Raw genomic sequence first — 26636 nt, forward strand, 5'->3', positions numbered from 1 at the left:
CGCATGTCGAACAAAGATGAGACGCCCAGCGATCTGATTCGCGCACGGGACGTCGGAGGGTTCGACGTCTGGTCGCTGCCCAGTTTCGACCCGCATCGCCCGGAGCCTGAGCCCGAGCCGGTAGAAGAGCCCCCGGCCGAGATGGAAGAGGTGCCGCTGGAAGAAGTCCAGCCACTGACCCTGGAAGAGCTGGAAAGCATTCGCCAGGAAGCCTACAACGAAGGCTTTTCCACCGGCGAGAAAGACGGTTTTCGCAGCACCACCCTCAAGGTCCGCCAGGAAGCCGAGGTGGCGCTTGGCGCCAAGCTTGCCAACCTGGAGATTCTGATGGGCAGCCTGTTCAACCCGATTGCCGAGCAGGATTCCCAGATCGAAAAAGCCATGGTCGGGCTGGTGCAGCACATCAGCCGTCAGGTGATTCAGCGCGAACTGGCCCTGGACTCCACGCAAATCGAAAGCGTGATGCGCGAAGCCCTCAAGCTGCTGCCCCTGGGCGTCGGCAATGTGCGGCTGTACATCAACCCCCAGGATTTCGAACAGGTCAAAGCCTTGCGCGAGCGCCATGAAGAAACCTGGCGCATCGTCGAGGACGCCGCGCTGCTGCCCGGTGGTTGTCGAGTGGAGACCGAACACAGCCGCATCGATGCGACCATTGAGACGCGCATCAGCCAGATCATGGCCAAGCTGTTTGACCAGTTGCACGAACAGGCGCTGCACCCCGCAGAGCCGGACTTGAGCATCCAGCTGGACAGCCCGGATGCGCCTTGACCGCACCAGTTTCGCCAAGCGCCTGGGTGGCTATGCCGACGTCACCGAGTTGCCGGGCCAGCCGATCCTGGAGGGCCGCCTGCTGCGCATGGTCGGCCTGACCCTGGAAGCCGAAGGCCTGCGCGCCGCCATGGGCAGCCGCTGCATGGTGATCAACGACGACAGCTACCACCCGGTGCAGGTCGAAGCCGAAGTGATGGGCTTCTCCGGCAGCAAAGTATTCCTGATGCCCGTCGGCAGTGTTGCCGGGATTGCCCCCGGTGCCCGTGTGGTGCCACTGGCCGACACCGGCCGCCTGCCCATGGGCATGAGCATGCTCGGCCGCGTGCTGGATGGCGCCGGTCGCGCCCTCGACGGCAAGGGCGGGATGAAGGCCGAAGACTGGGTGCCCATGGACGGCCCGACCATCAACCCGCTCAAGCGCAACCCTATCAGCGTGCCGCTGGACGTGGGCATTCGCAGCATCAACGGTTTATTGACGGTGGGCCGTGGCCAGCGGCTGGGCCTGTTCGCCGGTACCGGCGTGGGTAAGTCAGTGTTGCTGGGCATGATGACGCGCTTTACCGAGGCCGACATCATCGTGGTAGGGCTGATCGGCGAGCGGGGTCGCGAGGTGAAGGAATTCATCGAGCACAGCCTGGGCGAAGAAGGCCTCAAGCGTTCTGTCGTGGTCGCCTCACCGGCGGATGACGCGCCACTGATGCGCCTGCGTGCCGCGATGTACTGCACACGCATCGCCGAATATTTTCGCGACAAGGGCAAGAACGTCCTGTTGCTGATGGACTCCCTGACCCGTTTCGCCCAGGCCCAGCGGGAAATCGCCCTGGCCATCGGCGAGCCGCCGGCCACCAAGGGCTATCCGCCGTCGGTGTTCGCCAAGCTGCCCAAGCTGGTGGAACGCGCCGGTAATGCCGAGGCCGGTGGGGGGTCGATCACCGCGTTCTACACCGTGCTGTCGGAAGGCGATGACCAGCAAGACCCGATTGCCGACTCGGCGCGGGGCGTACTCGACGGGCACATCGTGCTGTCCCGGCGCTTGGCCGAGGAAGGACACTACCCGGCCATCGACATCGAAGCCTCCATCAGCCGGGTGATGCCGTCGGTGGTCACCCCTGAGCACATGATGCGCGCGCAGCAGTTCAAGCAGCTGTGGTCGCGCTATCAACAGAGCCGCGACCTGATCAGCGTGGGCGCCTACGTAGCCGGTGGTGATCGCGAGACTGATCTTGCGATCGCCTTGCAACCGCAGCTGGTGACCTACCTGCGCCAGGGCCTCAACGACAAGATCAGCATGGGTGAAAGCGAGGCGCACCTGGGCACCATCTTCGCGCCGGCGCCGGGCGGATAAGCCATGGCCAACACCCGCGCCGCACGCCTTGCCCCGGTGGTGGACATGGCCGAAAAAGCCGAAAAGACCGCCGTCCAGCGCCTGGGTTACTTCCAGGGCCAGGTTCGCCTGGCGGAAAGCAAGCTGGGTGACCTGGAGCGCTTTCGCGGCGAGTATCAGCAGCAGTGGATCGAGCGCGGCAGCAAGGGCGTCTCCGGTCAATGGCTGATGGGTTACCAGGGCTTTCTCAACCAGCTTGAGACCGCTGTGGGCCAGCAGCGCCAGAGCCTGGCCTGGCACCAGGCCAACGTCGACAAGGCCCGCGACAGCTGGCAACAGGCCTATGCCCGGGTCGAGGGCCTGCGCAAACTGGTGCAGCGCTACATCGACGAAGCCCGGGCGCTGGAAGACAAGCGCGAGCAGAAGTTGCTCGATGAGCTGTCCCAGCGTCTTCCTCGCCAAAACCCCTATTAACCACGCCGCCGCTCCTACATGGATTTGCCCACTGCCCCATCACCTGCTAAACCTTGTTGCACATTGCCAATGACAAGGAAGCAGTCGTATGTCAGTCGAATCAGAAGTGTCCCTGGACGGGACGAAGTTGACGATCACCGTCAGGGGGCGATTTGATTTCGGTAGCCACCAGGCCTTTCGTGATGCCTACGAGCGGTTCTACAAGGTGCCCGAGATCTACGTGGTGGACTTGAAGGAAACCACCTACATGGACAGCTCGGCCCTGGGCATGCTCCTGCTGTTGCGTGACCATGCCGGTGGCGACAATGCCGAAGTGCAGGTGATCAACAGCAACTCCGATGTGCGCAAGATCCTCGCCATTTCCAACTTCGACAAACTGTTCGACCTCACTTGAGCGTCCTGGCCCCGGTCCTTGAGGCGCTGACGGTATTGATCGCCGAAGACAGCGCCGCCGACCTGCTGTTGCTGTCGACCATCGTGCGCCGCCAGGGCCACCAGGTGATCACCGCCAGCAACGGTGAAGAGGCGGTGGCGGTGTTCATCCGCGAGCGGCCGCAGTTGGTGCTGATGGACGCGCTGATGCCGGTGATGGACGGCTTCGAGGCGGCCCGGCAAATCAAGCAACTGGCGGGGGAGGCGCTGGTGCCGATCATCTTTCTCACTTCCCTGCGCGAGAGCGAAGCCCTGGCCCAGTGCCTGGATGCCGGCGGCGACGACTTCCTGGCAAAGCCTTATAGCCAGGTGATCCTGGCGGCGAAGATCAACGCCATGGACCGCCTGCGCCGCTTGCAGGCCACGGTGTTGCAGCAACGCGACCTGATCGCCCGGCATCATGATTACCTGCTGCAGGAACAGCGGGTGGCCAAGGCGGTGTTCGACAAGGTGGCCCACTCCGGCTGCATCAATGCCGCGCCGAATATTCGCTACGTGCAATCACCCTATGCGCTGTTCAACGGCGATCTGCTGCTGGCCGCCTACACGCCGTCGGGGGATATGCATGTGCTGCTGGGGGATTTTACCGGCCACGGTTTGCCGGCGGCGGTCGGCGCCATGCCGCTGGCGGAAGTGTTCTACGGCATGACCGCCAAGGGCTACGGCCTGGCGCAGACGCTGCGGGAGATGAACGCCAAGCTCAAGCGCATCCTGCCGGTGGACATGTTCTGTTGCGCCACCTTGCTGTGCCTCAGTGCCCAGCGACGGGCGGTGGAAGTGTGGAACGGGGGGATGCCCGAGGGCTACGTGCATGAAGTCACCACGGGCAAGCGCACGCCGCTGGTGTCGCGGCATTTGCCATTGGGTGTGCTGGCGGCCGAGGCGTTCGATGACCGCACGGAAGTCTGGCCGATGGCGTTGGGCGACCGGGTGTTCTTGCTGTCGGATGGCGTGCTGGATACGGCCGACGCCCATGAGCAGTTGTTTGGCGCCGAGCGTTTGCAGCAGGTGTTTGCCGCCAACCGCGAGCCGGATCGGTTGTTTGAAGAGATCGAACAGGCCCTGGCTGGTTTTCGCGGCGAGGTGCGCGATGACATCAGCATGGTGGAGATCAGCCTGCAGGCGGGGGAGGTTTTGCGTTCGCCGTCGGTGGTGTATTCCGACAGCGGCCAGTCGTCTCCGCTGGATTGGTCGGTCAGCTTTGAATTTCGGGCTGAGACGCTTAAGTCCTACAACCCTTTGCCCTATTTACTGCAACTGTTGTTGGAGATTCATGGGCTGCGGGAGCAAAGCGGTGCGTTGTATAGCGTGATGGCGGAGTTGTATTCCAATGCCCTGGAGCATGGCGTGTTGGGGCTGGATTCGCGGCTCAAGCGCGATGCCCAGGGATTTGCCGCCTATTACCGCGAGCGCAATCAGCGGTTGGCGCAGTTGAACAGCGGGTATGTGCGGGTGCACCTGAATGTGGTGCCGACCGGGGAGGGCGGTTGCCTGACGCTGCGAATCGAGGACAGTGGGGCGGGGTTTGATGTGGATAAGGTGCTGGCCAGGCCGCTGGATGTCGACCGTCTGTCTGGTAGGGGGTTGAGCCTGGTGCGCCAGTTGAGCAGCGATGTAGGCTGGTCCGACGGCGGGCGGTGTGTGTGCGTGGAGTTTTCATGGAAGGCTCTGGCATAATCCGCCGATTCTTGATCAAGGAGCGAACAAGTGGCAGAGATTCATCTGGACCCCGATGTGCTGACCGGCTTGCAGGAGGTCATGGAGGGCGAGTATCCGAAGTTGCTCGATACCTTTCTCGATGACTCGCAAAAGCGGGTAGAGGCGCTGCGCAGGGCTCGGGATGATGCCAAGGCCCTGGGGCGGATTGCGCATAGCTTTAAAGGCAGCAGCGGTAACCTTGGGGCTGTGCGGTTGGCTGAGCTTTGTCAGTTGCTTGAAGATAAGTCGGCCAAGCCTGTGGTTGCGGATTTGGGGCAGTTGGTGGATGAAATTGACCTTGAATTCGCGCTGGTCAGGCCGTTGTATGAGCATGAGCGGGAGCGGTTTGGGCTCTGACGCTGTTGGTGGGTATATCCGTTATTTAGGTAACGGCTACTTATGGTTTCGCTCTTACAGCGGGTCACTTTTGAAAAGCCGGAATGCCGGCCCAGTCAAAAGTAACCAAAACGCTCTGCCCGGTATGACTCACCCCACGCACATAGGTAACAGTTTTTTTAACTGGCACGGTCAACTGTGGGAGCTGGCTTGCCTGCGATGGCATCACCTCGGTGTATCTGATGTACCGAGTTGTCTGCATCGCAGGCAAGCCAGCTCCCACAGAAAAGCAGCTCTGCTTTCGCTCTGGATCTTGCTTTTAACACTCAAGCCTGCCGGCAGGCCGGTGTAAGCGCGGAACCCATATCAGCAACAACGAAATAACGGATATACATCCCAAAACCAAAACCTGGCCCAACTCTTGCTCTACCTCCAGTAACCGCACCCTCGACCCCTGTGCGGCGGAGACTCTATATATGGCAATCACCCCGAACTCGCTCCTTCAGGCGGCCCCTGCGGCCAAGCCTCAAGCGCCCGCTGCCAATCCACTGGTAGCGGCTGCGGACCCGCGGGACAAGGCCCCGGGCTTCGCTCAGGTGTTCGCCAACCAGGCTTCCGCGCCGGCGCCAAAACCTGCCGACAACACCACCAGGTCGACCCGCGACAAGCCGGCGGACAACAGCGCCAAGCCCGTCGCCACCAATGATAAGCCTGCCGCCGGCACCCCATCGGTTGCCGATAACGGCAAGACTTTGCCTTCCACCCCGCCGGCCAAGTCCGACACCCCGGACACCACCGCCAAGACCGACGACGCAGCCCCGGCAGACGACCCAGCCCTGGCCCAGCAACCCCCGGCCGACCCTGCCGTCGACCCGGCGCTGATGGCCGCGGTTGTCCCGGTTCCGGTCCCTGTAACGCCGGCGCCCGTCGAAACCCCGGCCCCGGCCGCAACCGCGACGAAAGACGACAAGTCCCAGCCTGTCGTGGCCCCACCGGTTGCCGCGACCGACGACGCCAAGCCCGCCTTCGACCCCGAAGCCGACCCGCTGGACGCGATGCCCGCCGTGCGCCTGGCCATGGAGCAGGGCGGACACGTTTCCGCCAGCAGTCAGAGCACCGCAAAAAATGCCCCGGTGCAGGCCTCGACCGACGATCAGCCCACCCTCGCGCAAAACTTTGCCACTGGCCTGGCCAATATGGTCGATCAGCAAGCGTCCAAGGACAGCACCGACCAGGGCGGCGACAAAGCCTTCGGCAGCCTGATCGACGGCGGCCTCAAGGACTTGAAGAGCGCCAGCAGCGACACCCGTGTCGATGACTTCGCCAACCGCCTCGCCGCGCTGACCCAGGCCGCCACGCCGAAAACCGCGAATGCCCTGCCGCCGGTGGCCAATGCGCCCCTGGCGATGCACCAGAGCGGCTGGACCGACGAAGTGGTGAACCGCGTCATGTACCTGTCCAGCGCCAACCTCAAGTCGGCCGAAATCCAGTTGCAGCCTGCTGAACTGGGCCGCCTGGACATCAGCGTGAAGATGTCCGCCGACCAACAGGCCCAGGTCACCTTCATGAGCGGCCACGCGGTGGTGCGTGAAGCCCTGGAAAGCCAGTCGGGCCGCCTGCGGGAGATGTTTGCCCAGCAGGGCATGGGCCAGGTCGACGTCAACGTATCCGACCAGTCCCGTGGCTGGCAGGGTCAGCAGGGCCAGGACCAGCAACAGCAGAACCAGGCACGCGGCGTCAGTGGCAATGGCGGGCGGGGTGATGGGGCTGATGGCGGCGGTATCGGTGAAGTGGCTGAAGTTGCGGCGCCGGTTGTGCAGTCCGTGGTCGGCTCCAGCGCGGTGGACTATTACGCCTGACCTGAGGTTGGCAAACATCCTGTGGCGAGGGAGCTTGCTCCCGTTGGAGGGCGAAGCCCTCCCAGGCTTTTCGCCGCCGCACACCTGTTTAAACCTTGCTCTCTGATTTGGGGCTGCTTCGCAGCCCAGCGGGAGCAAGCTCCCTCGCCACAGGGGTCGTCCCTGTTTCGTCAGTCTTCGTGACAACTCTGGCATAACACTTGCTCTTGCCTTTCCCCAGAACTATGAATCCCCGAATAGTGACGGATTATTGGCATGGCGAAGAGCGACGACGCAGCAAAAGCACCCGCAGGCAAGGGCAAGCTCAAGCTTATCCTGCTGATCGTACTGGGCCTGTTCCTGGCGATCGGCGTGTCCGTGGGGGCTACCTGGTACTTCATGCACAGTGCCTCAAGCAAACCGGCAGCGACTGCCGAGATCAACCCCAACGTCAAGCAACCGGCAATCTTCGAGCCGATGCTTCCGGCGTTTGTCGCCAACTTCAATCAGAACGGCCGTCAACGCTACCTGCAGGTGAGCATTACCCTGCTGGCGCGTAACCAGGCAGACCTGGATGCCCTCAAGGTGCACATGCCAGTGATCCGCAACAACCTGGTGATGCTGTTCTCCGCCCAGCCCTTCGACACCCTCGCCACCCCGGTGGGCCAGGAAATGCTGCGCCAGAAGGTCACTGCCAGCGTGCAGGAAGTGGCCCAGAAGGAAGTCGGCAAACCTGTGATCGAGCAGGTGCTCTTCACTAATTTCGTATTGCAGTAGGATCACGACATGGCCGTGCAGGACCTGCTGTCCCAGGATGAAATCGATGCGCTGCTCCATGGCGTCGACGATGGTCTGGTACAGACCGAAATGGCTGCCGAGCCCGGCAGCGTCAAAAGCTACGACCTGACCAGCCAGGATCGCATCGTCCGTGGACGCATGCCGACCCTGGAAATGATCAACGAACGGTTCGCCCGTTACACCCGCATCAGCATGTTCAACATGCTGCGCCGCTCGGCGGACGTAGCGGTGGGCGGCGTGCAGGTGATGAAGTTCGGCGAGTACGTGCACTCGCTGTACGTGCCCACCAGCCTCAACCTGGTGAAGATCAAGCCGCTGCGCGGTACGGCGCTGTTCATCCTCGACGCCAAGCTGGTGTTCAAGCTGGTGGACAACTTCTTCGGCGGTGACGGCCGTCACGCCAAGATCGAAGGCCGTGAATTCACCCCCACCGAATTGCGCGTGGTGCGCATGGTGCTGGAGCAGGCCTTCATTGACTTGAAGGAAGCCTGGCAGGCGATCATGGAAGTCAATTTCGAGTACATCAACTCGGAAGTGAACCCGGCCATGGCCAACATCGTCGGCCCCAGCGAAGCCATTGTGGTCTCCACCTTCCACATCGAACTCGATGGCGGTGGCGGCGACCTGCACGTGACCATGCCGTACTCAATGATCGAGCCGGTGCGCGAAATGCTCGATGCGGGCTTCCAGTCCGACCTCGACGACCAGGACGAACGCTGGGTCAAGGCCCTGCGCGAAGACCTGCTGGACGTCGATGTGCCTCTGAGCGCCACCGTGGCCCGTCGCCAGCTGCGTTTGCGGGATATTTTGCACATGCAGCCGGGGGACGTGATTCCCGTCGAACTGCCGGAAGAACTGATCATGCGCGCCAACGGCGTGCCGTCTTTCAAGGTCAAGCTCGGCTCTCACAAAGGCAACCTGGCGTTGCAAGTGATTGAACCGATCAACCGTCGCTGATCCACACTAATTTCTGCTCCGCCGAGGACATGTAATGGCTACTGAACACGAAAACACTTCCGCCGAAGACCAGGCCCTGGCTGACGAGTGGGCGGCTGCCCTGGAAGAAACCGGCGATGTCGGCCAGGACGATATCGACGCGCTGCTGGCGGCCGATGCGGCCACCGCCCCGGTCGGTAATCGCATTCCCATGGAAGAGTTCGGCAGCGTGCCGAAGAACAACGAGCCGGTGACCCTGGATGGTCCGAACCTGGACGTGATCCTCGACATCCCGGTGTCGATCTCCATGGAAGTCGGCAGTACCGAAATCAACATCCGCAACCTGCTGCAACTCAACCAGGGTTCGGTGATCGAGCTCGACCGCCTGGCCGGCGAACCGCTGGACGTGCTGGTCAACGGCACGCTGATCGCCCATGGCGAAGTGGTGGTGGTCAACGAGAAGTTCGGCATTCGCCTGACCGACGTGATCAGCCCGAGCGAACGCATCAAGAAGTTGCGCTGATATGAAGCGCTCATTGGTAGGTTTGTTATCGACGCTGCCCTTGAGCGTAATGGCAGCAGAGCCGGTCGCCCAGGCGGCCGCGCCGGCGCTGGGCAGTGGCGTGGGCGGGCAACTGACCCAGCTGGTGCTGGGTTTGTTGCTGGTGGTGGGGCTGATCTTCGTGCTCGCCTGGGTGTTGCGCCGCGTACAGCGCATCGGCCCGGGAAATGCCCAGGTCATCGAGCTGGTAGGTTCGCGTGCCCTTGGCCCGCGGGACCGGCTGGTGCTGGTGCAAGTGGGCGACGAGCAGATTCTGCTGGGCATCACCCCCGGCCGCATCACCCCGTTGCACGTGCTCAAGACGCCTGTGGAAGTGGCCCAGACTCAAGCGGCCACGCCGGAATTCGCCCAACGCCTCATGGAGTTGCTGGGCAAGGATCAGAAGGATAAGAAGTAATGCGCGTTTTATTGACGCTCATGCTGTTGCTCGCGGCGCCGCTGGCGTACGCGGCGGACCCGTTGTCGATCCCGGCGATCACCCTGGGTACCAATGCGGCGGGCGCGCAGGAGTATTCGGTCAGCCTGCAGATCCTGCTGATCATGACCGCGCTGAGCTTCATCCCCGCGTTCGTGATGCTGATGACCAGCTTCACGCGCATCATCATCGTGTTCTCGATCCTGCGTCAGGCCCTCGGCCTGCAACAGACGCCGTCGAACCAGATCCTCACCGGCATGGCGCTGTTCCTGACGCTGTTCATCATGGCGCCGGTGTTCGACAAGGTGAACCAGCAAGCCCTGCAACCGTACCTGGCGGAGAAAATGACCGCCCAGGATGCGATCGACAAGGCGCAAGGCCCGATCAAGGATTTCATGCTGTCGCAGACCCGTTCCAGCGACCTTGAGTTGTTCGTGCGGCTGTCCAAGCGTACCGACATCGCCAGCCCCGACATGGCGCCGTTGACCATCCTGGTGCCGGCGTTCGTGACCTCGGAGCTGAAGACCGCGTTCCAGATCGGCTTCATGATCTTCATCCCGTTCCTGATCATCGACCTCGTCGTGGCGAGTGTGCTGATGGCCATGGGTATGATGATGCTCTCGCCGTTGATCATTTCGTTGCCGTTCAAGATCATGTTGTTCGTGTTGGTGGACGGGTGGGCGCTGATTATCGGCACCCTGGCCGGCAGTTTCGGTGGGGTTTAGCGCATGACGCCAGAAGTAGCGGTCGACCTGTTTCGCGAAGCCCTGTGGCTGACCACCATGATGGTTGCCGTGCTGGTGGTGCCCAGTCTGTTGGTGGGCCTGCTGGTGGCGATGTTCCAGGCCGCGACCCAGATCAACGAACAGACCTTGAGCTTCCTGCCGCGCCTGCTGGTGATGCTGATCACCCTGATCGTCGCCGGTCCGTGGCTGGTGCAAACCTTCATGGAATACATCCTGCAGTTGTACGGCAGTATTCCGCAGTTGATCGGCTGACCCCGTGAATTCAATGCTGGCGTTGACCGACACCCAGATCAGCACCTGGGTGGCGTCGTTCATCCTGCCGCTGTTCCGAGTCACGGCCGTGCTGATGACTATGCCGGTGTTCGGTACCACCCTGGTACCGCGGCGCATTCGGCTGTACTTCGCGGTGGCGATCACCGTGGTCATCGTCCCGGGCTTGCCGCCGATGCCGCCGGTGAATGCCCTGGACCTCAGCGCACTGATGCTGATCGCCGAGCAAATCATTATCGGCGCCTTGCTGGGCTTCTCCCTGACGCTGTTCTTCCAGGCCTTCGTGATCGCCGGGCAAATCATCTCGATCCAGATGGGCATGGGCTTCGCGTCCATGGTCGACCCCACCAACGGCGTGTCGGTGGCGGTGATCGGGCAGTTCCTGACGATGCTGGTGACCTTGCTGTTCCTGGCCATGAATGGCCACCTGGTGGTGTTTGAGGTGATGACCGAAAGCTTCACCACCTTGCCGGTGGGCAACGCCCTGGTGGTCAATCATTTCTGGGAACTGGTGGGGCGCATGAGCTGGGTGCTGGGTGCCTCGTTGTTGCTGGTATTGCCGGCGATCACCGCGCTGCTGGTGGTCAACATCGCGTTCGGCGTGATGACCCGGGCGGCGCCGCAGTTGAACATCTTCTCCATCGGTTTCCCGTTGACCCTGGTGCTGGGCATGGGGATTTTCTGGGTCGGCATGGCTGACATTCTCAATCAGTATCAGCCGCTGGCCACCGACGCCTTGCAGTTTTTACGTGACTTGGCGCGGGCGCGGTAAGCCATGGCCGAGAGCGAGAGTGGCCAGGACAAAACAGAAGACCCCACGGAGAAACGAAAAAAGGACTCCCGGGAAAAGGGCGAGATTGCTCGCTCTAAAGAGCTCAACACCCTGGCGATCATGCTCGCAGGCTCCGGTGGCCTGCTGATCTATGGCGGTGGTTTGGCCCTGGACCTGATGGAGTTGATGCGCCTGAATTTTTCCCTGCCCCGTGACGTGCTGCTGAGCCCGGGTGCCATGGGCTTGTACCTGCTGCATTCGGGCAAGATTGCGATCCTGGCGGTACAGCCGATCCTGATCACCTTGCTGCTGGCGGCCTTGATCGGCCCGATCTCCCTTGGCGGCTGGCTGTTTGCCGCCGGCAGCATGGCGCCCAAGTTCAGCCGCATGAACCCGGGCCCCGGGCTCAAACGGATGTTTTCCACAAAGGCCTTGGTGGAGCTGCTCAAGGCGTTGGCCAAGTTCATTCTTATTCTGTTTGTGGCGTTGACCGTGTTGTCATCCGACATCGACGACCTGCTGCGCATCGCCCACGAGCCAATCGAGCTGGCGATCATCCACAGCGTGCAAGTGGTGGGCTGGAGCTCGCTGTGGATGGCCTGCGGGCTGATCATCATTGCTGCGGTTGATGCGCCGATCCAGCTATGGGAGAGCCACAAGAAACTGCTGATGACCAAGCAGGAAGTGCGCGACGAGCACAAGGACCAGGAGGGCCGGCCCGAGGTCAAACAGCGGATTCGCCAACTGCAGCGCGAGATGTCCCAGCGCAAGATGATGGCGTCGGTGCCCGACGCCGACGTGGTCATTACCAACCCGACCCACTACGCCGTGGCGCTCAAATACGACCCGGAGAAGGGTGGGGCGCCGATGTTGCTGGCCAAGGGCAGCGACTTCACGGCGTTGAAAATCCGTGAGATTGCCGTGGCCAATGACATTTTGCTGCTGGAATCGCCGGAGTTGGCGCGGTCGATCTTCTACTCCACCGACCTGGACCAGGAAATTCCGGCCGGGTTGTATCTGGCGGTGGCGCAGGTGTTGGCGTACGTGTACCAGATCCGCCAGTACCGCGCGGGCAAGGGCAAGCGGCCGGATCCGCTCAAGGATCTGCCGATTCCGCCGGATTTGCGTCGGGATTCCTGATTTTGTAGCGCCGCCCCCGGCCTCATCGCGGGCAAGCCCGGCTCCCACCTGTTGACCGCGTTCTCCCAGCCAACTCGCTCAACTGTGGGAGTCGGGCTTGCCCGCGATGGCGTCCGCCCAGGCAACAAAAATCTCCTGAGCGCTCCCGCAATTGCATCTGGCAACGTTTAAGTCGCAGACGAGGACGCTCGACGCCCGCCCGCTGCGTACCTGTCGGACGTTTCGCCATCACCCGCGAACGAGCGTGTGTGGCGAGGGAGCTTGCTCCCGCTGGGGTGCGAAGCGCCCCCAATAAAGCTATCGCGGTTATTCAGGCAAAACGCGTAAGCCGTTCTGGGGCTGCTGCGCAGCCCAACGGGAGCAAGCTCCCTCGCCACAGGTGATGGGTGTATGGCGGTAGCTCTTTGCTGTCCGTGGGACCGATCTGCCTCCTCAAGCAAAAGTTGGAAGGCTTCTTGCAATAGCGCCTCCAGGACGCCTCCCGGCGTCAAAAGTTTGCTTCAAGGACACGAGGAATACCGGTGGATCGCTCTCAAATGCTCAGCACGGCCCGTGGCACCCTGACTGACCTCTCGCGAGGCAATCTGGGTGTGCCGTTGTTGTTGCTGGTGATGCTGGCAATGATGATGTTGCCGATGCCGCCGTTCCTCCTGGACGTGTTCTTCACCTTCAACATCGCCCTGTCCGTAGTGGTGCTGCTGGTGTGCGTATACGCCCTGCGACCGCTGGATTTCGCGGTGTTCCCGACGATTCTGCTGATTGCCACCCTGTTGCGGCTGGCGCTTAACGTGGCCTCCACCCGGGTGGTGATGCTCCACGGCCAGGATGGCCACGCCGCCGCGGGCAAGGTGATCCAGGCCTTCGGTGAGGTGGTGATCGGCGGTAACTACGTGGTCGGTATCGTAGTTTTCGCCATCTTGATGATCATCAACTTCGTGGTGGTGACCAAGGGCGCCGGGCGGATTTCCGAGGTGAGCGCGCGTTTCACCCTCGACGCGATGCCCGGCAAACAGATGGCCATCGACGCCGACCTCAACGCCGGCTTGATCGACCAGAACCAAGCCAAGACCCGCCGTCTTGAAGTCGCCCAGGAAGCCGAGTTCTACGGTTCCATGGACGGTGCCAGCAAATTCGTGCGCGGTGACGCCATCGCCGGCCTGCTGATTCTGTTTATCAACCTGATCGGCGGCATGGCGGTCGGTATTTTCCAGCACGGCATGACCTTCGGCGATGCGGGCAAGGTTTACGCCCTGCTGACCATCGGTGACGGTTTAGTGGCGCAATTGCCATCACTGTTGTTATCTACAGCTGCGGCGATCATGGTGACCCGTGCTTCGGGCTCCGAAGACATGGGCAAGCAGATCAGCCGGCAGATGTTTGCCTCGCCCAAGGCGCTGGCCGTGGCGGCGGGCATCATGGCGATCATGGGTATCGTGCCGGGCATGCCCCATGTGTCGTTCCTGAGCATGGCCGCCATGGCCGCCGGTGGTGCCTACCTGTTCTGGAAAAAACAAAACAACATCAAAGTGATTGCCCAGCAGGAAGTGGCGCGCCAGCAGGAACTGCTGCCATCGCCGGCCCGGGCCCAGGAAACCAAGGAGTTGGGCTGGGACGACGTGACCCCGATCGACATGATCGGCCTGGAAGTCGGCTACCGCCTGATTCCCCTGGTGGATCGCAACCAGGGCGGTCAATTGCTGGCGCGGATCAAGGGCGTGCGCAAGAAGCTGTCCCAGGACCTGGGCTTCCTGATGCCCACCGTGCACATCCGCGACAACCTGGATTTGGCCCCGAGCGCCTACCGCCTGACCCTGATGGGGGTGATCCTGGCCGAAGCCGAGATCTACCCGGACCGCGAACTGGCGATCAACCCTGGCCAGGTATTCGGCAGCCTCAACGGGATTACCGCCAAAGATCCGGCTTTTGGCCTGGACGCGGTATGGATCGAAATCAGCCAGCGCAGCCAGGCGCAGTCGCTGGGCTACACCGTGGTAGACGCCAGCACCGTGGTTGCCACCCACCTCAACCAGATTCTGTACAAGCACTCTCACGAGTTGATCGGCCACGAAGAAGTCCAGCAACTCTTGCAATTGCTGGCCAAGGCCTCGCCAAAGCTGGCCGAAGAGCTGGTACCGGGGGTGTTGTCCACCTCGCAACTGCTCAAGGTGCTGCAGGCGCTGCTGGCCGAGCAGGTGCCGGTGCGGGATATTCGCAGCATTGCCGAGGCTATCGCCAACAATGCCGCCAAGAGTCAAGATACTGCCGCGCTGGTGGCCGCGGTGCGCGTCGGATTGTCGCGTGCAATCGTCCAAAGCATTGTAGGGCTTGACTCCGAGCTGCCTGTGATCACCTTGGAACCAAGGTTGGAACAAATATTGCTCAATAGTATTCAGAAGGCAGGGCAGGGCGCTGATGAAGGCGTGTTGCTGGAGCCAAGCATGGCCGAGAAGCTGCAGCGTTCACTGATTGACGCCGCCCAACGCCAGGAAATGGAAGGTCATCCGGTGATCCTGCTGGTAGCAGGGCCGGTGCGGGCGATGTTGTCGCGGTTTGGACGCCTGGCTATTCCGAATTTGCATGTATTGGCTTACCAGGAAATTCCTGACAATAAGCAAGTGACTATCGTCGCGACAGTAGGGCCCAACGGCTGAGGTAGTGGGATATGCAAGTGAAGCGTTTTTTCGCCGCCGATATGCGTCAGGCCATGAAACTGGTACGTGATGAATTGGGCGCCGACGCTGCGATTATCGGTAACCGTCGTATTGCCGGCGGCGTCGAGCTGACGGCTGCCCTGGATTACAAGCCCTCGGCCCTGGCGCCGCGTGTGCCGAACATGGAACTGGAAGACGAGCTGCGCAAGACCGCTTCGCGCATTGTCTCGGCCCAGGCTGAACTGAGCATGCGTGGCGACAGCGATGCCACCACCAATCGCCAGCTGTTTGCCGGCCTGCCGCTGACGGCGTCCGAGCCTCTGGTAGAGCCGACCTTCGTTGAACCGCCGCGTCCTGCTGCGCCCGCCCCGGCGCCGACGGTGGACCAGCGTGTGTTCGACTCGATGCGTTTTGAGCTCAACGGCCTGCGTGAATTGCTGGAAGTGCAGTTGGGCTCCCTGGCCTGGAACCAGTTGCAGGGCAGCCAGCCGCAACAGGCCAACCTGTGGCGTCGCCTGCAACGCATCGGCCTGTCCGGCCCGTTGTCCCGCGACCTGCTGCAACTGACCACCCAGATTGAAGACCCCAAGCAGGCCTGGCGCATGCTCCTGGCTCACCTGGCGCGGATGATCGTGACCCCGGAAATCGAACCCCTGGAAGAAGGCGGCGTGATTGCCATGGTCGGCCCTGCCGGCATGGGCAAGACCACCACCCTGGCCAAGCTGGCGGCGCGTTATGTGCTCAAGTACGGCGCGCAGAATATCGCCCTGGTGAGCATGGACAGCTACCGCATCGGCGCCCAGGAGCAGCTCAAGACCCTGGGCCGTATCCTCAATGTGCCGGTGACCCATGTCGACCCGGGCCAGTCCTTGGCCAATGCCCTCGACCCGCTGCTGCGCAAGCGCGTGGTACTGATCGACACCGCCGGCCTGCAAGCCAGCGACCCGGCCCTGCGCATGCAGCTGGAAAGCCTCGCCGGGCGCGGGATCAAATCCAGAAACTATTTGGTACTTGCCACCACCAGCCAGAAGCAGGTATTGACCGCCGCGTACCACAGCTACAAGCGCTGCGGGCTGGCGGGCTGCATCCTGACTAAACTGGATGAAACGGCGAGCCTGGGTGAAGTATTGAGCTTGGCTATCAGCCATGAATTACCGGTCGCCTACCTGACCGACGGGCCGCGGATCCCGGATGATTTGCATCTGCCGCGCCGTCATCAGTTGGTCAGCCGGGCTGTCAGCGTGCAAATGCAGGAAGAACCCAGTGAGGAAGCGATGGCCGACATGTTCGCTGACCTCTACCACAGCCCGAACAAACGAGTTGGCTGAGGTCAACATGAACACAGTGCAAAGTATCTACATCGATGGTCTGCCAGCAGTTCCCGCGGCCAACTTATGTAGCCTGCGTCTAAGCAAGACAAGGTAAAGAAATAAAATGGGCAGCATGCATCCCGTACAGGTGATCGCGGTGACCGGCGGCAAAGGTGGCGTCGGGAAAACTAACGTGTCAGTGAATTTGTCCCTGGCCCTGGCAGAGCTTGGCCGTCGGGTCATGCTGCTGGATGCTGACCTGGGTCTGGCGAACGTCGACGTTCTGCTGGGACTGACGCCCAAACATACCCTGGCCGATGTGATCGAAGGCCGCTGTGAGCTGCGCGACGTGCTGTTGCAGGGCCCCGGCGGGATTCGTATCGTGCCGGCTGCCAGCGGCACCCAGAGCATGGTGCACCTGAGCCCGGCGCAACACGCCGGCCTGATTCAGGCGTTCAGCGACATTGGCGACAACCTCGACGTGCTGGTGATCGACACCGCCGCCGGGATCGGCGAGTCCGTGGTCAGCTTCGTGCGCGCAGCCCAGGAAGTGCTGCTGGTGGTGTGCGATGAACCGACCTCGATCACCGACGCCTACGCCCTGATCAAACTGCTCAACCGTGACTACGGCATGAACCGCTTCCGCGTACTGGCCAACATGGCCCAAAGCCCGCAAGAGGGGCGCAATCTGTTTGCCAAGTTGACCAAGGTCACGGATCGCTTCCTCGATGTCGCCTTACAATACGTCGGCGCAGTTCCCTACGACGAGTGCGTACGCAAGGCCGTGCAAAAGCAGCGTGCGGTCTATGAAGCGTTCCCGCGTTCGAAGTGCGCATTGGCGTTCAAGGCTATTGCCCAGAAGGTCGATACCTGGCCGTTGCCCGCCAATCCCCGGGGGCATCTGGAGTTTTTCGTCGAGCGTTTGGTGCATCAGACGAGCGCAGGACCGGTGCTATGACAGCCAGCGGCTACAACCTTTACAAGAAGTCGGCACGTGACAGTCAGGTCGAGTTGATCGAGCGCTACGCGCCTCTGGTCAAGCGCATTGCCTATCACTTGCTGGCACGCCTGCCAGCCAGCGTCCAGGTCGAGGACTTGATCCAGGCCGGGATGATCGGCTTGCTCGAAGTGTCGACCAAGTACGACGCGAGCAAGGGCGCAAGTTTCGAGACATACGCGGGTATCCGTATCCGTGGGGCCATGCTCGATGAAGTGCGTAAAGGTGATTGGGCGCCGCGTTCCGTGCACCGCAATACGCGGATGGTGAGTGACGCAATTCGCTCAATTGAAGCAAAAACCGGTCGCGACGCTAAAGATCACGAAGTTGCGGCCGAACTCCAATTGAGTCTCGACGATTACTACGGGATTTTGAACGATACCTTGGGCAGCCGCCTGTTCAGTTTCGACGACCTTTTACAGGACGGCGAACATGAAGGGCTGCACGAGGACGGCGCGAGTGCCCATCTCGAACCGTCACGCGATCTGGAAGATGAACGCTTCCAGACTGCGCTGGCGGACGCGATTGCCAATTTGCCGGAGCGTGAGCGACTGGTGTTGGCGCTGTACTACGACGAAGAGCTGAACCTCAAGGAAATCGGTGAGGTCCTGGGAGTCAGCGAATCGCGGGTCAGCCAGTTACACAGCCAGTGCGCAGCCCGCTTGCGGGGGCGTTTGGGAGAGTGGCGAGCGCGCTGACAGGCAGTGTGGGGACACTGCGAACGATACCGTCCAGGCCTTGCGCCCGGACGGGCTTGGCCCGTGGTGCGCCCCCGGTAGTCCTTTTTGTGTAACGCCTGTTGATTGATATGGCGCGCCCAGGTGCTGGGCGCGTTTAAGACTGCTTGGAGGTCGAATTGGACAAGAACATGAAAATCCTCATCGTTGATGACTTCTCAACGATGCGGCGGATCATAAAAAACCTGTTGCGTGACCTTGGGTTCACTAACACGGTCGAGGCGGATGACGGCATTACGGCGATTCCGATCCTCAACAGCGGGAGCATCGACTTTCTGGTAACGGACTGGAACATGCCGGGCATGACCGGTATCGATCTGCTGCGCCACGTGCGCGCTGATGAAAAACTGCGCAGCCTGCCTGTGCTGATGGTGACCGCTGAAGCCAAGCGTGAACAGATCATCGAAGCCGCCCAGGCCGGGGTCAACGGCTACGTGGTCAAGCCATTCACTGCACTGGCCTTGAAAGAGAAGATCGAAAAAATCTTCGAACGCATCGGTCATTGATGCTGCCACGGGGGAGCTATGGAGCATAAAGAATCATCGCAGGCCGACTTCGAGTCGACCCTGAAAAAACATGCTCATCAACTCGTCGAAAGCCTTGAAAAAGGCCAGTTCGGTGATGCGGTGCAGTTAATCCATGAGCTCAACCAGACCCGTGACCGCGGCCTGTACCAGGAAGTGGGCAAGCTCACCCGTGAGTTGCACAGTGCGATCGTCAATTTCCAGATTGACCCGCACATGCCCCAGGCCGAAGAAATCTCGCAGATCACTGATGCCACCGAACGCCTGTCCTATGTGGTCAGGCTGACTGAGGCGGCGGCCAACCGCACCATGGACCTGGTGGAAAACGCCACGCCTCTGGTCAACGGCATGGCCAGTGAAGCCAAGGCCCTGAGCAACGATTGGGGCCGGTTCATGCGTCGGGAAGTGGGCGCTGAAGAGTTTCGTGAACTGGCGCGTCGGGTCGAGGGCTTTTTGTCCCGCAGCGAGCAGGAAAACCGCACGGTTTCCAGCAACCTCAATGACATTCTGCTGGCCCAGGATTACCAGGACCTCACCGGTCAGGTGATCAAGCGCGTGACCCAATTGGTCACCGAAGTGGAAAGCAACCTGCTCAAACTGGTGTTGATGGCGGGTCAGGTTGACCGGTTTGCCGGCATCGAACATGACCGCGAAGCGATCCTTTCTGAAAAAGATCCACAAAAACACCTCGCCAAGGGTGAAGGTCCGCAGATTCATGCCGATAAACGTGAAGACGTTGTATCCGGGCAAGACGACGTAGACGATTTGCTGTCCAGTTTAGGCTTCTAAGGAGCACACCCATGAGCTTCGGCGCCGATGAAGAAATCCTTCAGGATTTCCTTGTAGAGGCCGGCGAAATTTTAGAGCAACTGTCCGAACAACTGGTCGAGCTGGAAAGCCGACCGGATGATGCGAACCTGCTCAATGCAATTTTTCGCGGTTTTCACACTGTAAAAGGGGGCGCCGGCTTCCTCCAGCTCCACGAGCTGGTGGAGTGCTGTCACATCGCCGAGAACGTGTTCGACATCCTGCGCAAGGGTGAGCGGCACGTCGACTCGGAACTGATGGACGTGATTCTGGAAGCGCTGGATGCGGTCAACGGCATGTTCAGTGAAGTGCGCGAACGTGCACCCATCACTGCGGCCACGCCGGAACTGCTGGCCGCCCTGGCGCGCCTGGCGGAACCTGCGGCCAACGCGCCGGTGGTGGAAGCGGTGGCTGAACCGGTCGCCGAGCCTGCGGGCGACGTGACCGACAGCGAATTTGAACAACTGCTGGACTCGCTGAACGCCGTCAAGGCCGAAGCCGAAGCGCCCGCAGCCAGTGCGCCGGCGATGGTGCCGACCACTGAAGACATTACCGACGCCGAGTTCGAGTCGTTGCTCGACCAGTTGCACGGCAAGGGCCAGTTTGCCCCCGACGCGGTGGCCGCTGCGCCAGCGCCGACGGAAGCCGCGGCGCCTGCCAGCAATGAAATCACCGACGACGAATTTGAAGCGCTGCTGGACCAGTTGCACGGCAAAGGCTCGTTTGCCGCCGATGCGCTGCCGGAAGTTGCCGCGACTGCAACCGCTGCCGCACCGGTTGCCGCTGCCGTTGCCGCCGCACCGTCCGCCGATGGACTGATCTCCGATCACGAATTCGAAGCCTTGCTGGATGAGCTGCACGGCAAGGGCAAGTTCACCGAAGTCGCCGGCGCTGCTGCACCGGCCGCCAGTGCAGCCGCTGCGGTGGCAACGCCGGCTCCGGTGGCCGCCAAGGCCGCTGCTGCGCCGGTGGCTGCCAAACCTGCCCCGGCTCCCGCTCCTGCGCGTGCCGCCGCTGCCCCGGCTCCCGACAAGCAACCGGCCAGTGAAGCCGAAACCACCGTGCGGGTTGATACCGCACGCCTGGACGACATCATGAACATGGTCGGCGAACTGGTGCTGGTGCGTAACCGCCTGGTGCGCCTGGGCCTGAACAGCGCCGACGAGGCCATGCAGAAGGCCGTGTCGAACCTCGACGTGGTCACTGCCGACCTGCAGACCGCGGTGATGAAGACCCGGATGCAGCCGATCAAGAAAGTCTTCGGCCGCTTCCCGCGCCTGGTTCGCGACCTGGCACGCCAGCTCAAGAAAGAAATCAACCTGGAACTGGTGGGTGAAGAAACCGACCTCGACAAAAACCTTGTCGAGGCCCTGGCCGACCCGCTGGTCCACTTGGTGCGCAACGCCGTCGACCACGGCGTCGAAACGCCTGAAGAACGCGAAGCCTCGGGCAAGAGTCGCCAGGGCAAAGTGATCCTGGCGGCCGAACAGGAAGGCGACCATATCCTGCTGTCGATCACCGATGACGGCAAAGGCATGGACCCGGCGGTACTGCGCAACATCGCGGTCAAGCGTGGCGTGATGGACAAGGACGCCGCCGACCGCCTCACCGACACCGAGTGCTACAACCTGATCTTCGCCCCGGGCTTCTCCACCAAGACCGAGATTTCCGACGTGTCGGGCCGTGGCGTGGGCATGGACGTGGTGAAGACCAAGATCAGCCAGCTCAACGGCTCGATCAACATCTACTCCACCAAGGGCCAGGGCTCGAAGATCGTCATCAAGGTGCCGTTGACCCTGGCGATCATGCCGACCCTGATGGTGATGCTGGGCAACCAGGCCTTTGCCTTCCCGCTGGTCAACGTCAACGAAATCTTCCACCTCGACCTGTCGCGCACCAACGTGGTGGACGGCCAGGAAGTGGTGATCGTGCGCGACAAGGCGTTGCCACTGTTCTACCTCAAGCGTTGGCTGGTGGCTTCGGCCAAGCATGAAGAGCAGCGCGAAGGCCATGTGGTGATTCTTTCCGTGGGCACCCAGCGTATCGGCTTTGTGGTCGATCAACTGGTGGGCCAGGAAGAAGTGGTCATCAAGCCTTTGGGCAAAATGCTGCAGGGAACCCCGGGCATGTCGGGTGCGACCATTACCGGTGACGGTCGGATCGCGCTGATTCTCGATGTTCCGAGCATGCTCAAGCGTTACGCCGCACGGCGTATTTGATTCGGCCCGGGCAGGGCGGTTGTCCCTCGCCCGGCCTAACGGAGTGTTTATGGTAGTCAAGGTCCTGGTGGTGGACGATTCAGGTTTCTTCCGCCGCCGCGTCTCGGAAATTCTTTCATCGGATTCCAATATCCAGGTGGTCGGCACGGCCACCAACGGCAAAGAGGCGATCGATCAGGCCCTGGCCCTCAAGCCGGACGTGATCACCATGGACTACGAGATGCCGATGATGGACGGCATCACGGCGGTGCGGCACATCATGCAGCGCTGCCCGACTCCGGTGTTGATGTTCTCCTCGCTCACCCACGAAGGCGCCCGGGTCACCCTGGATGCGCTGGACGCTGGCGCGGTGGACTTCCTGCCGAAGAATTTCGAAGACATCTCGCGCAACCCCGAGAAGGTCAAGCAGATGCTCTGCGAGAAGGTGCACAGCATCTCCCGCAGCAACCGTCGCAGCCTGTTCAGTGCGCCGGCGCCAGCGCCCGTTACGCCACCACCGTCAGCCCCGAGCACCTTTGGGCGCCCGGCACCTGCGCCGGTTGCGCGTCCGGCTGTGGCTCCTGTGCGTGCAACTGCGCCCACCGCGCATTCGCCGGCACCCAAGCGCAAAGCCTACAAGCTGGTGGCCATCGGTACGTCCACGGGCGGCCCGGTTGCCTTGCAGCGGGTGTTGACCCAACTGCCGGCCAACTTCCCGGCGCCGATCGTGTTGATTCAGCACATGCCGGCTGCGTTCACCAAGGCTTTCGCCGAGCGCCTGGACAAGCTGTGCCGCATCAGCGTCAAGGAGGCCGAGGATGGCGACATCCTGCGTCCGGGCCTGGCGCTGCTGGCCCCTGGCGGCAAGCAGATGATGGTCGACGGCCGTGGCGCGATCAAAATCCTGCCGGGTGACGAACGCCTGAACTACAAACCGTGTGTGGATATCACCTTCGGTTCGGCGGCCAAGTCCTACGGCGACAAAGTTCTGGCGGTGGTGTTGACCGGCATGGGCGCCGACGGCCGTGAAGGCGCGCGCCTGCTCAAGCAGGGCGGCAGCGCAATCTGGGCCCAGGATGAAGCCAGCTGCGTGATCTATGGCATGCCGATGGCCATCGTCAAGGCCGACCTGGCCGACGCCGTCTACAGCCTGGACGACATCGGCAAGCACCTGGTGGAGGCCTGCCTCTAATGGATGTTTTGAGCCTGATTGGCATCATCATGGCGTTTGTCGCGATTATCGGCGGCAACTACCTCGAAGGCGGCCACCTGGGTGCCCTGGCCAACGGCCCGGCGGCGTTGATCGTGATCGGCGGCACCGTGGGCGCGGCGTTGCTGCAGTCGCCCATGAGCTCGTTCAAGCGCGCGATGCAGATCCTCATCTGGATCATCTTCCCGCCACGGGTCGACCTGCCGGGTGGCATCGACCGCGTGGTCAACTGGAGCCTCACGGCGCGCAAGGAAGGCCTGCTGGGCCTGGAAGGCGTGGCCGATGCCGAGCCCGACAGCTACGCGCGTAAAGGCCTGCAATTGCTGGTGGACGGTGCCGAGCCGGAAGCGATCCGCAGCATCCTGGAAGTGGATTTCTACACCCAGGAAAGCCGCGACATCAACGCAGCCAAAGTCTTTGAAAGCATGGGCGGCTACGCGCCGACCATCGGCATCATCGGTGCGGTGATGGGCTTGATCCACGTGATGGGCAACCTGGCCGATCCGTCGCAGCTGGGCAGCGGGATTGCCGTGGCGTTCGTCGCCACCATCTACGGCGTGGCCAGTGCCAACCTGGTGTTGTTGCCGGTGGCCAGCAAGCTCAAGTCCATCGCCATGCGCCAGTCGCGTTATCGCGAGATGTTGCTCGAAGGCATCCTCTCGATTGCCGAGGGTGAAAACCCGCGCTCCATCGAATTGAAGCTCCAGGGCTTCATGGATTGATGATGGATATCGATACGGCTTCCCGCTGGCGAACGGGCTTTTTGTGGCGAGCGAGCTTGCTCGCGTCGGGTTGCGCAGCAGCCCCAACACGGGCTACTCGGTTTCGGCAGGAGAGCAGCGGTGAGCTTGTTGGGGCCGCTTCGCGCCCCAGCGCGAGCAAGCTCGCTCGCCACGGTGAGCCCTATACCCAAAAACTCGGGGAGGTTCTATGAGCCGTCGCCGCCGCGAGCCTGAAGAACACGTCAACCATGAACGCTGGCTGGTGTCCTACGCCGATTTCATTACGCTGCTGTTCGCGTTTTTTGTGGTGATGTACTCCATTTCCTCGATCAACGAAGGCAAGTACAAAGTCATTTCCCAGGCGCTGATCGGCGTGTTCAGCGACGCCGACCGCGCGCTCAAGCCGATTCCCATCGGCGAAGAACGCCCCAAGACCGTGACCCCGGCCAAGCCGCTGGTCAACGACAGCGATGAAACCGCCGCCGGCATCGGTGGCACCAGCGACCCGCTGAAAAGCATCGCCGATGACATCAGCGCAGCCTTTGGTGATTTGATCGCTTCCAACCAGATGACCGTACGTGGCAACGAGTTGTGGGTGGAAATCGAGCTGAATTCCAGCCTGCTGTTCGCCAGCGCCGATGCGATGCCCAGCGACCAGGCATTCACCATCATCGACAAGGTGGCGGCGATCCTCAAACCGTTTGAAAACCCGGTCCACGTGGAAGGCTTCACCGATAACCTGCCCATCAGCACCGCGCAATACCCGACCAACTGGGAGCTGTCTTCGGCCCGCGCGGCGAGCATTGTGCGCATGCTCGCGATGCAGGGCGTGAACCCCGGACGCCTGGCGTCGGTGGGCTACGGCGAGTTCCAGCCGGTGGCCAATAACGCTACCGCTGAAGGCCGTGCGCGCAACCGTCGGGTGGTGCTGGTGGTGTCGCGCAACCTGGATGTGCGCCGCAGCCTGACCGGTACCGGCACTGCCAATGCAACACCGGATGCCGCCTTGAAGCGGGCTGGCACACAAACTGCACCAGCGCCCGTAAAGGCGCCGGTTCGCGGGAGTGCCGTCAATTCTCCGTCACCGGCTCTATAACCCCATGCAATTTCTCGGTCGAGCCTGTGCCTGCCGGGAGGAACAATCCGAATGAGAGTCTGGGCAGTTGCCAATCAAAAGGGTGGTGTCGGTAAAACCACCACGTCCATCGCCTTGGCCGGCTTGCTGGCCGAGGCCGGCAAGCGTGTGGTCGTGGTCGACCTGGACCCCCACGGCTCCATGACCAGCTATTTCGGCTACGACCCGGATGCCCTGGAGCACAGTTGCTACGACCTGTTCCTGCACAAGGGCAGCGTGCCGACCGACTTGCCGGGCCAACTGTTGCTGCCTACCAGCAATGAAAAAATCTCGTTGTTGCCGTCCAGCACCGCCCTGGCCACCCTTGAGCGCCAGTCGCCGGGGCAGAGCGGCCTGGGGCTGGTAATCGCCAAGACCCTGGCGCAGCTGTGGCAGGACTTCGACTACGCCATCATCGACAGCCCGCCGTTGCTGGGCGTGCTGATGGTCAACGCCCTGGCCGCCAGCCAACAGCTGGTGATCCCGGTGCAGACCGAGCACCTGGCCGTCAAGGGCCTGGAGCGCATGGTCAGCACCCTGGCAATGATCAACCGCTCGCGCAAACAGGCGCTGCCGTTCAGCATCGTGCCGACCCTGTTTGACCGCCGCACCCAGGCCTCCCTCGGCACCTTGCGCGTATTGCGTGATGCCTATCCGGACACCATCTGGCAAGGCTATATCCCGGTGGACACGCGCCTGCGGGATGCGAGCCGGGCCGGGCTTACGCCGTCGCAATTCGATGGCAAGAGCCGTGGTGTGCTGGCGTATCGGGCGTTGCTCAAGCACCTGTTGTCCCAACAACTTGTGGCGCAGGTGGCGTGATGACCCTAAACATCCCTGTAGGAGCCTGGCTTGCCAGCGATGCAGACGCCGCGGTTTTCCTGGCAAAACCGGCTCCCGATTCAAGTCCGGACACCCACAGGCCGATAACCTCTGAGTACAGGGTTGATGGGGCTTGCGCGTGGGCATACAGATGAACCGTCCCGTTGATTTCAAGACCCGGCCGCAACTGGCGCTGGAGTCCTATCTGGACGCCTTGCTCCAGGACGCCACCGAGGAAATGCCGGAACCGATCCTGATCCTCGATGAAGTCATCGAGCCTGAGCCGGCGGTTCTGGACGAGTTTCAATTGGCGGTCCTGGAAGAACAGGCCCGTGATGCGTTGGTGGTGCCCGTAGCGGTCCCGGTTGCCGTACCCGTGCCCGTGCCTGTTGAGGCTGTGGCGGTGATTGCGCCCGTGGTGGTGGAGCCGGTGGTTGAGGTTCACCTGCCGCCGAGCATCACCCCGCCGCCGGTGCAGGGCGATGGTCGCCCGGCGTGGGCCGCCGAGCCGTTCGAATGTTTGCTGTTCGACGTCGCCGGGCTGACCCTGGCGGTGCCGCTGGTGTGCCTGGGGTCGATCTACTCCCTGGAAGGCCAGGAGTTGACGCCGTTGTTCGGCCAGCCGAAATGGTTCCTCGGGATCCTGCCGAGCCAGCAGGGCAACCTGAAGGTACTGGACACTGCGCGTTGGGTGATGCCCGACCGCTACCGGGATGATTTCCGCCAGGGCCTGCAATACGTTATTTCGGTCCAGGGCTACGAATGGGGGCTGGCGGTGCATCAAGTCAGCCGCTCGTTGCGCCTGGACCCCAACGAAATCAAATGGCGCAGCCACCGCGGGCAGCGACCATGGCTGGCGGGCACTGTGATCGAACACATGTGCGCGCTGCTGGATGTCGCCGAACTGGCGGAGCTGATTGCCAGTGGCGCGGTGAAGGATATGCCGCTTAACAAACGCACTTGATAACAAGCGCAGCGCCCAGGCGCTGCCCAAGAACACACACCGTAACCAACGGTATTTGAAGGGGTCTG

General features: G+C 62.0%; 27 protein-coding genes. All 27 read left to right on the forward strand.

The window, feature by feature from the left end:
- Positions 1 to 3: 3 nt before the first annotated feature.
- Positions 4 to 768 carry a flagellar assembly protein FliH gene (gene fliH / locus HX875_RS09785; protein WP_177043032.1) on the forward strand — a complete coding sequence of 255 codons (765 nt, stop codon included), beginning with the start codon at positions 4 to 6 and terminating at the stop codon, positions 766 to 768.
- The gene (gene fliI / locus HX875_RS09790) at positions 758 to 2116 is read left to right on the forward strand and encodes a flagellar protein export ATPase FliI (protein ID WP_177043033.1); all 1359 of its coding nucleotides are present in this window, start codon (positions 758 to 760) and stop codon (positions 2114 to 2116) included. The genes fliH and fliI overlap by 11 nt, the downstream gene beginning before the upstream one ends.
- Positions 2117 to 2119: 3 nt before the next feature.
- Positions 2120 to 2569 carry a flagellar export protein FliJ gene (gene fliJ / locus HX875_RS09795; RefSeq protein ID WP_008434833.1) on the forward strand — a complete coding sequence of 150 codons (450 nt, stop codon included), beginning with the start codon at positions 2120 to 2122 and terminating at the stop codon, positions 2567 to 2569.
- An 88-nt stretch (positions 2570 to 2657) separates the two neighbouring features.
- On the forward strand, positions 2658 to 2963 hold the full coding sequence (locus tag HX875_RS09800; RefSeq protein ID WP_177043034.1) for an STAS domain-containing protein: 306 nt from the start codon (positions 2658 to 2660) through the stop codon (positions 2961 to 2963).
- Complete coding sequence (locus tag HX875_RS09805; RefSeq protein ID WP_177043035.1) at positions 2960 to 4678, forward strand: fused response regulator/phosphatase; 1719 nt, start codon at positions 2960 to 2962, stop codon at positions 4676 to 4678. The genes HX875_RS09800 and HX875_RS09805 overlap by 4 nt, the downstream gene beginning before the upstream one ends.
- A gap of 30 nt (positions 4679 to 4708) precedes the next feature.
- A complete protein-coding gene (locus HX875_RS09810) occupies positions 4709 to 5056 on the forward strand; it encodes an Hpt domain-containing protein (protein WP_177043036.1) in 348 nt (115 codons plus the stop codon).
- A gap of 455 nt (positions 5057 to 5511) precedes the next feature.
- Positions 5512 to 6894: a flagellar hook-length control protein FliK gene (locus tag HX875_RS09815; RefSeq protein ID WP_177043037.1), complete on the forward strand. Its 1383-nt coding sequence runs from the start codon at positions 5512 to 5514 to the stop codon at positions 6892 to 6894.
- A 255-nt stretch (positions 6895 to 7149) separates the two neighbouring features.
- Complete coding sequence (gene fliL, locus HX875_RS09820; protein WP_177043038.1) at positions 7150 to 7650, forward strand: flagellar basal body-associated protein FliL; 501 nt, start codon at positions 7150 to 7152, stop codon at positions 7648 to 7650.
- A 9-nt stretch (positions 7651 to 7659) separates the two neighbouring features.
- A complete protein-coding gene (fliM, locus tag HX875_RS09825) occupies positions 7660 to 8628 on the forward strand; it encodes a flagellar motor switch protein FliM (protein WP_010166091.1) in 969 nt (322 codons plus the stop codon).
- A 34-nt stretch (positions 8629 to 8662) separates the two neighbouring features.
- Positions 8663 to 9130 (forward strand): flagellar motor switch protein FliN, encoded by a 468-nt coding sequence (gene fliN, locus HX875_RS09830; RefSeq protein ID WP_010166093.1) that lies wholly within the window; start codon positions 8663 to 8665, stop codon positions 9128 to 9130.
- 1 nt (position 9131) lies between these two features.
- The gene (fliO, locus tag HX875_RS09835) at positions 9132 to 9566 is read left to right on the forward strand and encodes a flagellar biosynthetic protein FliO (RefSeq protein WP_177043039.1); all 435 of its coding nucleotides are present in this window, start codon (positions 9132 to 9134) and stop codon (positions 9564 to 9566) included.
- On the forward strand, positions 9566 to 10309 hold the full coding sequence (gene fliP, locus HX875_RS09840; RefSeq protein WP_003214554.1) for a flagellar type III secretion system pore protein FliP: 744 nt from the start codon (positions 9566 to 9568) through the stop codon (positions 10307 to 10309). The genes fliO and fliP overlap by 1 nt, the downstream gene beginning before the upstream one ends.
- Positions 10310 to 10312: 3 nt before the next feature.
- Positions 10313 to 10582, forward strand: coding sequence for a flagellar biosynthesis protein FliQ (fliQ, locus tag HX875_RS09845; RefSeq protein ID WP_003214552.1), 270 nt, complete (start codon positions 10313 to 10315; stop codon positions 10580 to 10582).
- A 13-nt stretch (positions 10583 to 10595) separates the two neighbouring features.
- On the forward strand, positions 10596 to 11372 hold the full coding sequence (gene fliR / locus HX875_RS09850; RefSeq protein WP_177043112.1) for a flagellar biosynthetic protein FliR: 777 nt from the start codon (positions 10596 to 10598) through the stop codon (positions 11370 to 11372).
- Positions 11373 to 11375: 3 nt separating this feature from the next.
- The gene (gene flhB, locus HX875_RS09855; protein WP_177043040.1) at positions 11376 to 12512 is read left to right on the forward strand and encodes a flagellar biosynthesis protein FlhB; all 1137 of its coding nucleotides are present in this window, start codon (positions 11376 to 11378) and stop codon (positions 12510 to 12512) included.
- A gap of 536 nt (positions 12513 to 13048) precedes the next feature.
- Positions 13049 to 15163 (forward strand): flagellar biosynthesis protein FlhA, encoded by a 2115-nt coding sequence (flhA, locus tag HX875_RS09860; RefSeq protein WP_218170939.1) that lies wholly within the window; start codon positions 13049 to 13051, stop codon positions 15161 to 15163.
- A gap of 11 nt (positions 15164 to 15174) precedes the next feature.
- The gene (gene flhF, locus HX875_RS09865) at positions 15175 to 16491 is read left to right on the forward strand and encodes a flagellar biosynthesis protein FlhF (RefSeq protein WP_177043042.1); all 1317 of its coding nucleotides are present in this window, start codon (positions 15175 to 15177) and stop codon (positions 16489 to 16491) included.
- A 106-nt stretch (positions 16492 to 16597) separates the two neighbouring features.
- Positions 16598 to 17431, forward strand: coding sequence for a flagellar synthesis regulator FleN (fleN, locus tag HX875_RS09870; RefSeq protein WP_003192912.1), 834 nt, complete (start codon positions 16598 to 16600; stop codon positions 17429 to 17431).
- Positions 17428 to 18168 (forward strand): RNA polymerase sigma factor FliA, encoded by a 741-nt coding sequence (gene fliA / locus HX875_RS09875; protein ID WP_010166121.1) that lies wholly within the window; start codon positions 17428 to 17430, stop codon positions 18166 to 18168. The genes fleN and fliA overlap by 4 nt, the downstream gene beginning before the upstream one ends.
- A gap of 170 nt (positions 18169 to 18338) precedes the next feature.
- Positions 18339 to 18713, forward strand: a complete 375-nt coding sequence (locus HX875_RS09880) for a chemotaxis response regulator CheY (protein WP_005790040.1) — start codon at positions 18339 to 18341, stop codon at positions 18711 to 18713.
- Positions 18714 to 18731: 18 nt separating this feature from the next.
- On the forward strand, positions 18732 to 19520 hold the full coding sequence (locus HX875_RS09885) for a protein phosphatase CheZ (RefSeq protein WP_177043043.1): 789 nt from the start codon (positions 18732 to 18734) through the stop codon (positions 19518 to 19520).
- An 11-nt stretch (positions 19521 to 19531) separates the two neighbouring features.
- Complete coding sequence (locus HX875_RS09890; RefSeq protein ID WP_177043044.1) at positions 19532 to 21757, forward strand: chemotaxis protein CheA; 2226 nt, start codon at positions 19532 to 19534, stop codon at positions 21755 to 21757.
- Between the two features lie 49 nt (positions 21758 to 21806).
- Positions 21807 to 22928, forward strand: a complete 1122-nt coding sequence (locus tag HX875_RS09895; protein WP_177043045.1) for a protein-glutamate methylesterase/protein-glutamine glutaminase — start codon at positions 21807 to 21809, stop codon at positions 22926 to 22928.
- Positions 22928 to 23668, forward strand: coding sequence for a flagellar motor protein (locus HX875_RS09900; RefSeq protein WP_010166125.1), 741 nt, complete (start codon positions 22928 to 22930; stop codon positions 23666 to 23668). The genes HX875_RS09895 and HX875_RS09900 overlap by 1 nt, the downstream gene beginning before the upstream one ends.
- A gap of 208 nt (positions 23669 to 23876) precedes the next feature.
- Positions 23877 to 24764 (forward strand): flagellar motor protein MotD, encoded by an 888-nt coding sequence (gene motD / locus HX875_RS09905; protein ID WP_177043046.1) that lies wholly within the window; start codon positions 23877 to 23879, stop codon positions 24762 to 24764.
- 51 nt (positions 24765 to 24815) lie between these two features.
- A complete protein-coding gene (locus HX875_RS09910; RefSeq protein ID WP_093207498.1) occupies positions 24816 to 25604 on the forward strand; it encodes a ParA family protein in 789 nt (262 codons plus the stop codon).
- A gap of 151 nt (positions 25605 to 25755) precedes the next feature.
- A complete protein-coding gene (locus tag HX875_RS09915; protein WP_177043047.1) occupies positions 25756 to 26568 on the forward strand; it encodes a CheW domain-containing protein in 813 nt (270 codons plus the stop codon).
- Positions 26569 to 26636 lie beyond the last annotated feature (68 nt).

The organism is Pseudomonas yamanorum (assembly GCF_013386765.1).
In the GTDB taxonomy this organism is placed as follows: Bacteria; Pseudomonadota; Gammaproteobacteria; order Pseudomonadales; family Pseudomonadaceae; genus Aquipseudomonas; species Aquipseudomonas yamanorum_A.

Bases quoted from the DNA above. Each gene is read 5' to 3' on its own strand.
- flhB (WP_177043040.1), top strand. From the start codon at position 11,376: ATGGCCGAGAGCGAGAGTGGCCAGGACAAAACAGAAGACCCCACGGAG.
- fliN (WP_010166093.1), top strand. From the start codon at position 8,663: ATGGCTACTGAACACGAAAACACTTCCGCCGAAGACCAGGCCCTGGCT.
- fliH (WP_177043032.1), top strand. From the start codon at position 4: ATGTCGAACAAAGATGAGACGCCCAGCGATCTGATTCGCGCACGGGAC.
- HX875_RS09880 (WP_005790040.1), top strand. From the start codon at position 18,339: ATGAAAATCCTCATCGTTGATGACTTCTCAACGATGCGGCGGATCATA.
- fliA (WP_010166121.1), top strand. From the start codon at position 17,428: ATGACAGCCAGCGGCTACAACCTTTACAAGAAGTCGGCACGTGACAGT.
- HX875_RS09900 (WP_010166125.1), top strand. From the start codon at position 22,928: ATGGATGTTTTGAGCCTGATTGGCATCATCATGGCGTTTGTCGCGATT.
- fliR (WP_177043112.1), top strand. From the start codon at position 10,596: ATGCTGGCGTTGACCGACACCCAGATCAGCACCTGGGTGGCGTCGTTC.
- HX875_RS09910 (WP_093207498.1), top strand. From the start codon at position 24,816: ATGAGAGTCTGGGCAGTTGCCAATCAAAAGGGTGGTGTCGGTAAAACC.
- fliQ (WP_003214552.1), top strand. From the start codon at position 10,313: ATGACGCCAGAAGTAGCGGTCGACCTGTTTCGCGAAGCCCTGTGGCTG.
- HX875_RS09885 (WP_177043043.1), top strand. From the start codon at position 18,732: ATGGAGCATAAAGAATCATCGCAGGCCGACTTCGAGTCGACCCTGAAA.
- HX875_RS09800 (WP_177043034.1), top strand. From the start codon at position 2,658: ATGTCAGTCGAATCAGAAGTGTCCCTGGACGGGACGAAGTTGACGATC.
- fliL (WP_177043038.1), top strand. From the start codon at position 7,150: ATGGCGAAGAGCGACGACGCAGCAAAAGCACCCGCAGGCAAGGGCAAG.
- fliI (WP_177043033.1), top strand. From the start codon at position 758: ATGCGCCTTGACCGCACCAGTTTCGCCAAGCGCCTGGGTGGCTATGCC.
- HX875_RS09815 (WP_177043037.1), top strand. From the start codon at position 5,512: ATGGCAATCACCCCGAACTCGCTCCTTCAGGCGGCCCCTGCGGCCAAG.
- motD (WP_177043046.1), top strand. From the start codon at position 23,877: ATGAGCCGTCGCCGCCGCGAGCCTGAAGAACACGTCAACCATGAACGC.
- flhA (WP_218170939.1), top strand. From the start codon at position 13,049: ATGCTCAGCACGGCCCGTGGCACCCTGACTGACCTCTCGCGAGGCAAT.
- fliP (WP_003214554.1), top strand. From the start codon at position 9,566: ATGCGCGTTTTATTGACGCTCATGCTGTTGCTCGCGGCGCCGCTGGCG.
- HX875_RS09895 (WP_177043045.1), top strand. From the start codon at position 21,807: ATGGTAGTCAAGGTCCTGGTGGTGGACGATTCAGGTTTCTTCCGCCGC.
- HX875_RS09915 (WP_177043047.1), top strand. From the start codon at position 25,756: ATGAACCGTCCCGTTGATTTCAAGACCCGGCCGCAACTGGCGCTGGAG.
- fliJ (WP_008434833.1), top strand. From the start codon at position 2,120: ATGGCCAACACCCGCGCCGCACGCCTTGCCCCGGTGGTGGACATGGCC.
- HX875_RS09890 (WP_177043044.1), top strand. From the start codon at position 19,532: ATGAGCTTCGGCGCCGATGAAGAAATCCTTCAGGATTTCCTTGTAGAG.
- fliM (WP_010166091.1), top strand. From the start codon at position 7,660: ATGGCCGTGCAGGACCTGCTGTCCCAGGATGAAATCGATGCGCTGCTC.
- fleN (WP_003192912.1), top strand. From the start codon at position 16,598: ATGGGCAGCATGCATCCCGTACAGGTGATCGCGGTGACCGGCGGCAAA.
- flhF (WP_177043042.1), top strand. From the start codon at position 15,175: ATGCAAGTGAAGCGTTTTTTCGCCGCCGATATGCGTCAGGCCATGAAA.
- fliO (WP_177043039.1), top strand. From the start codon at position 9,132: ATGAAGCGCTCATTGGTAGGTTTGTTATCGACGCTGCCCTTGAGCGTA.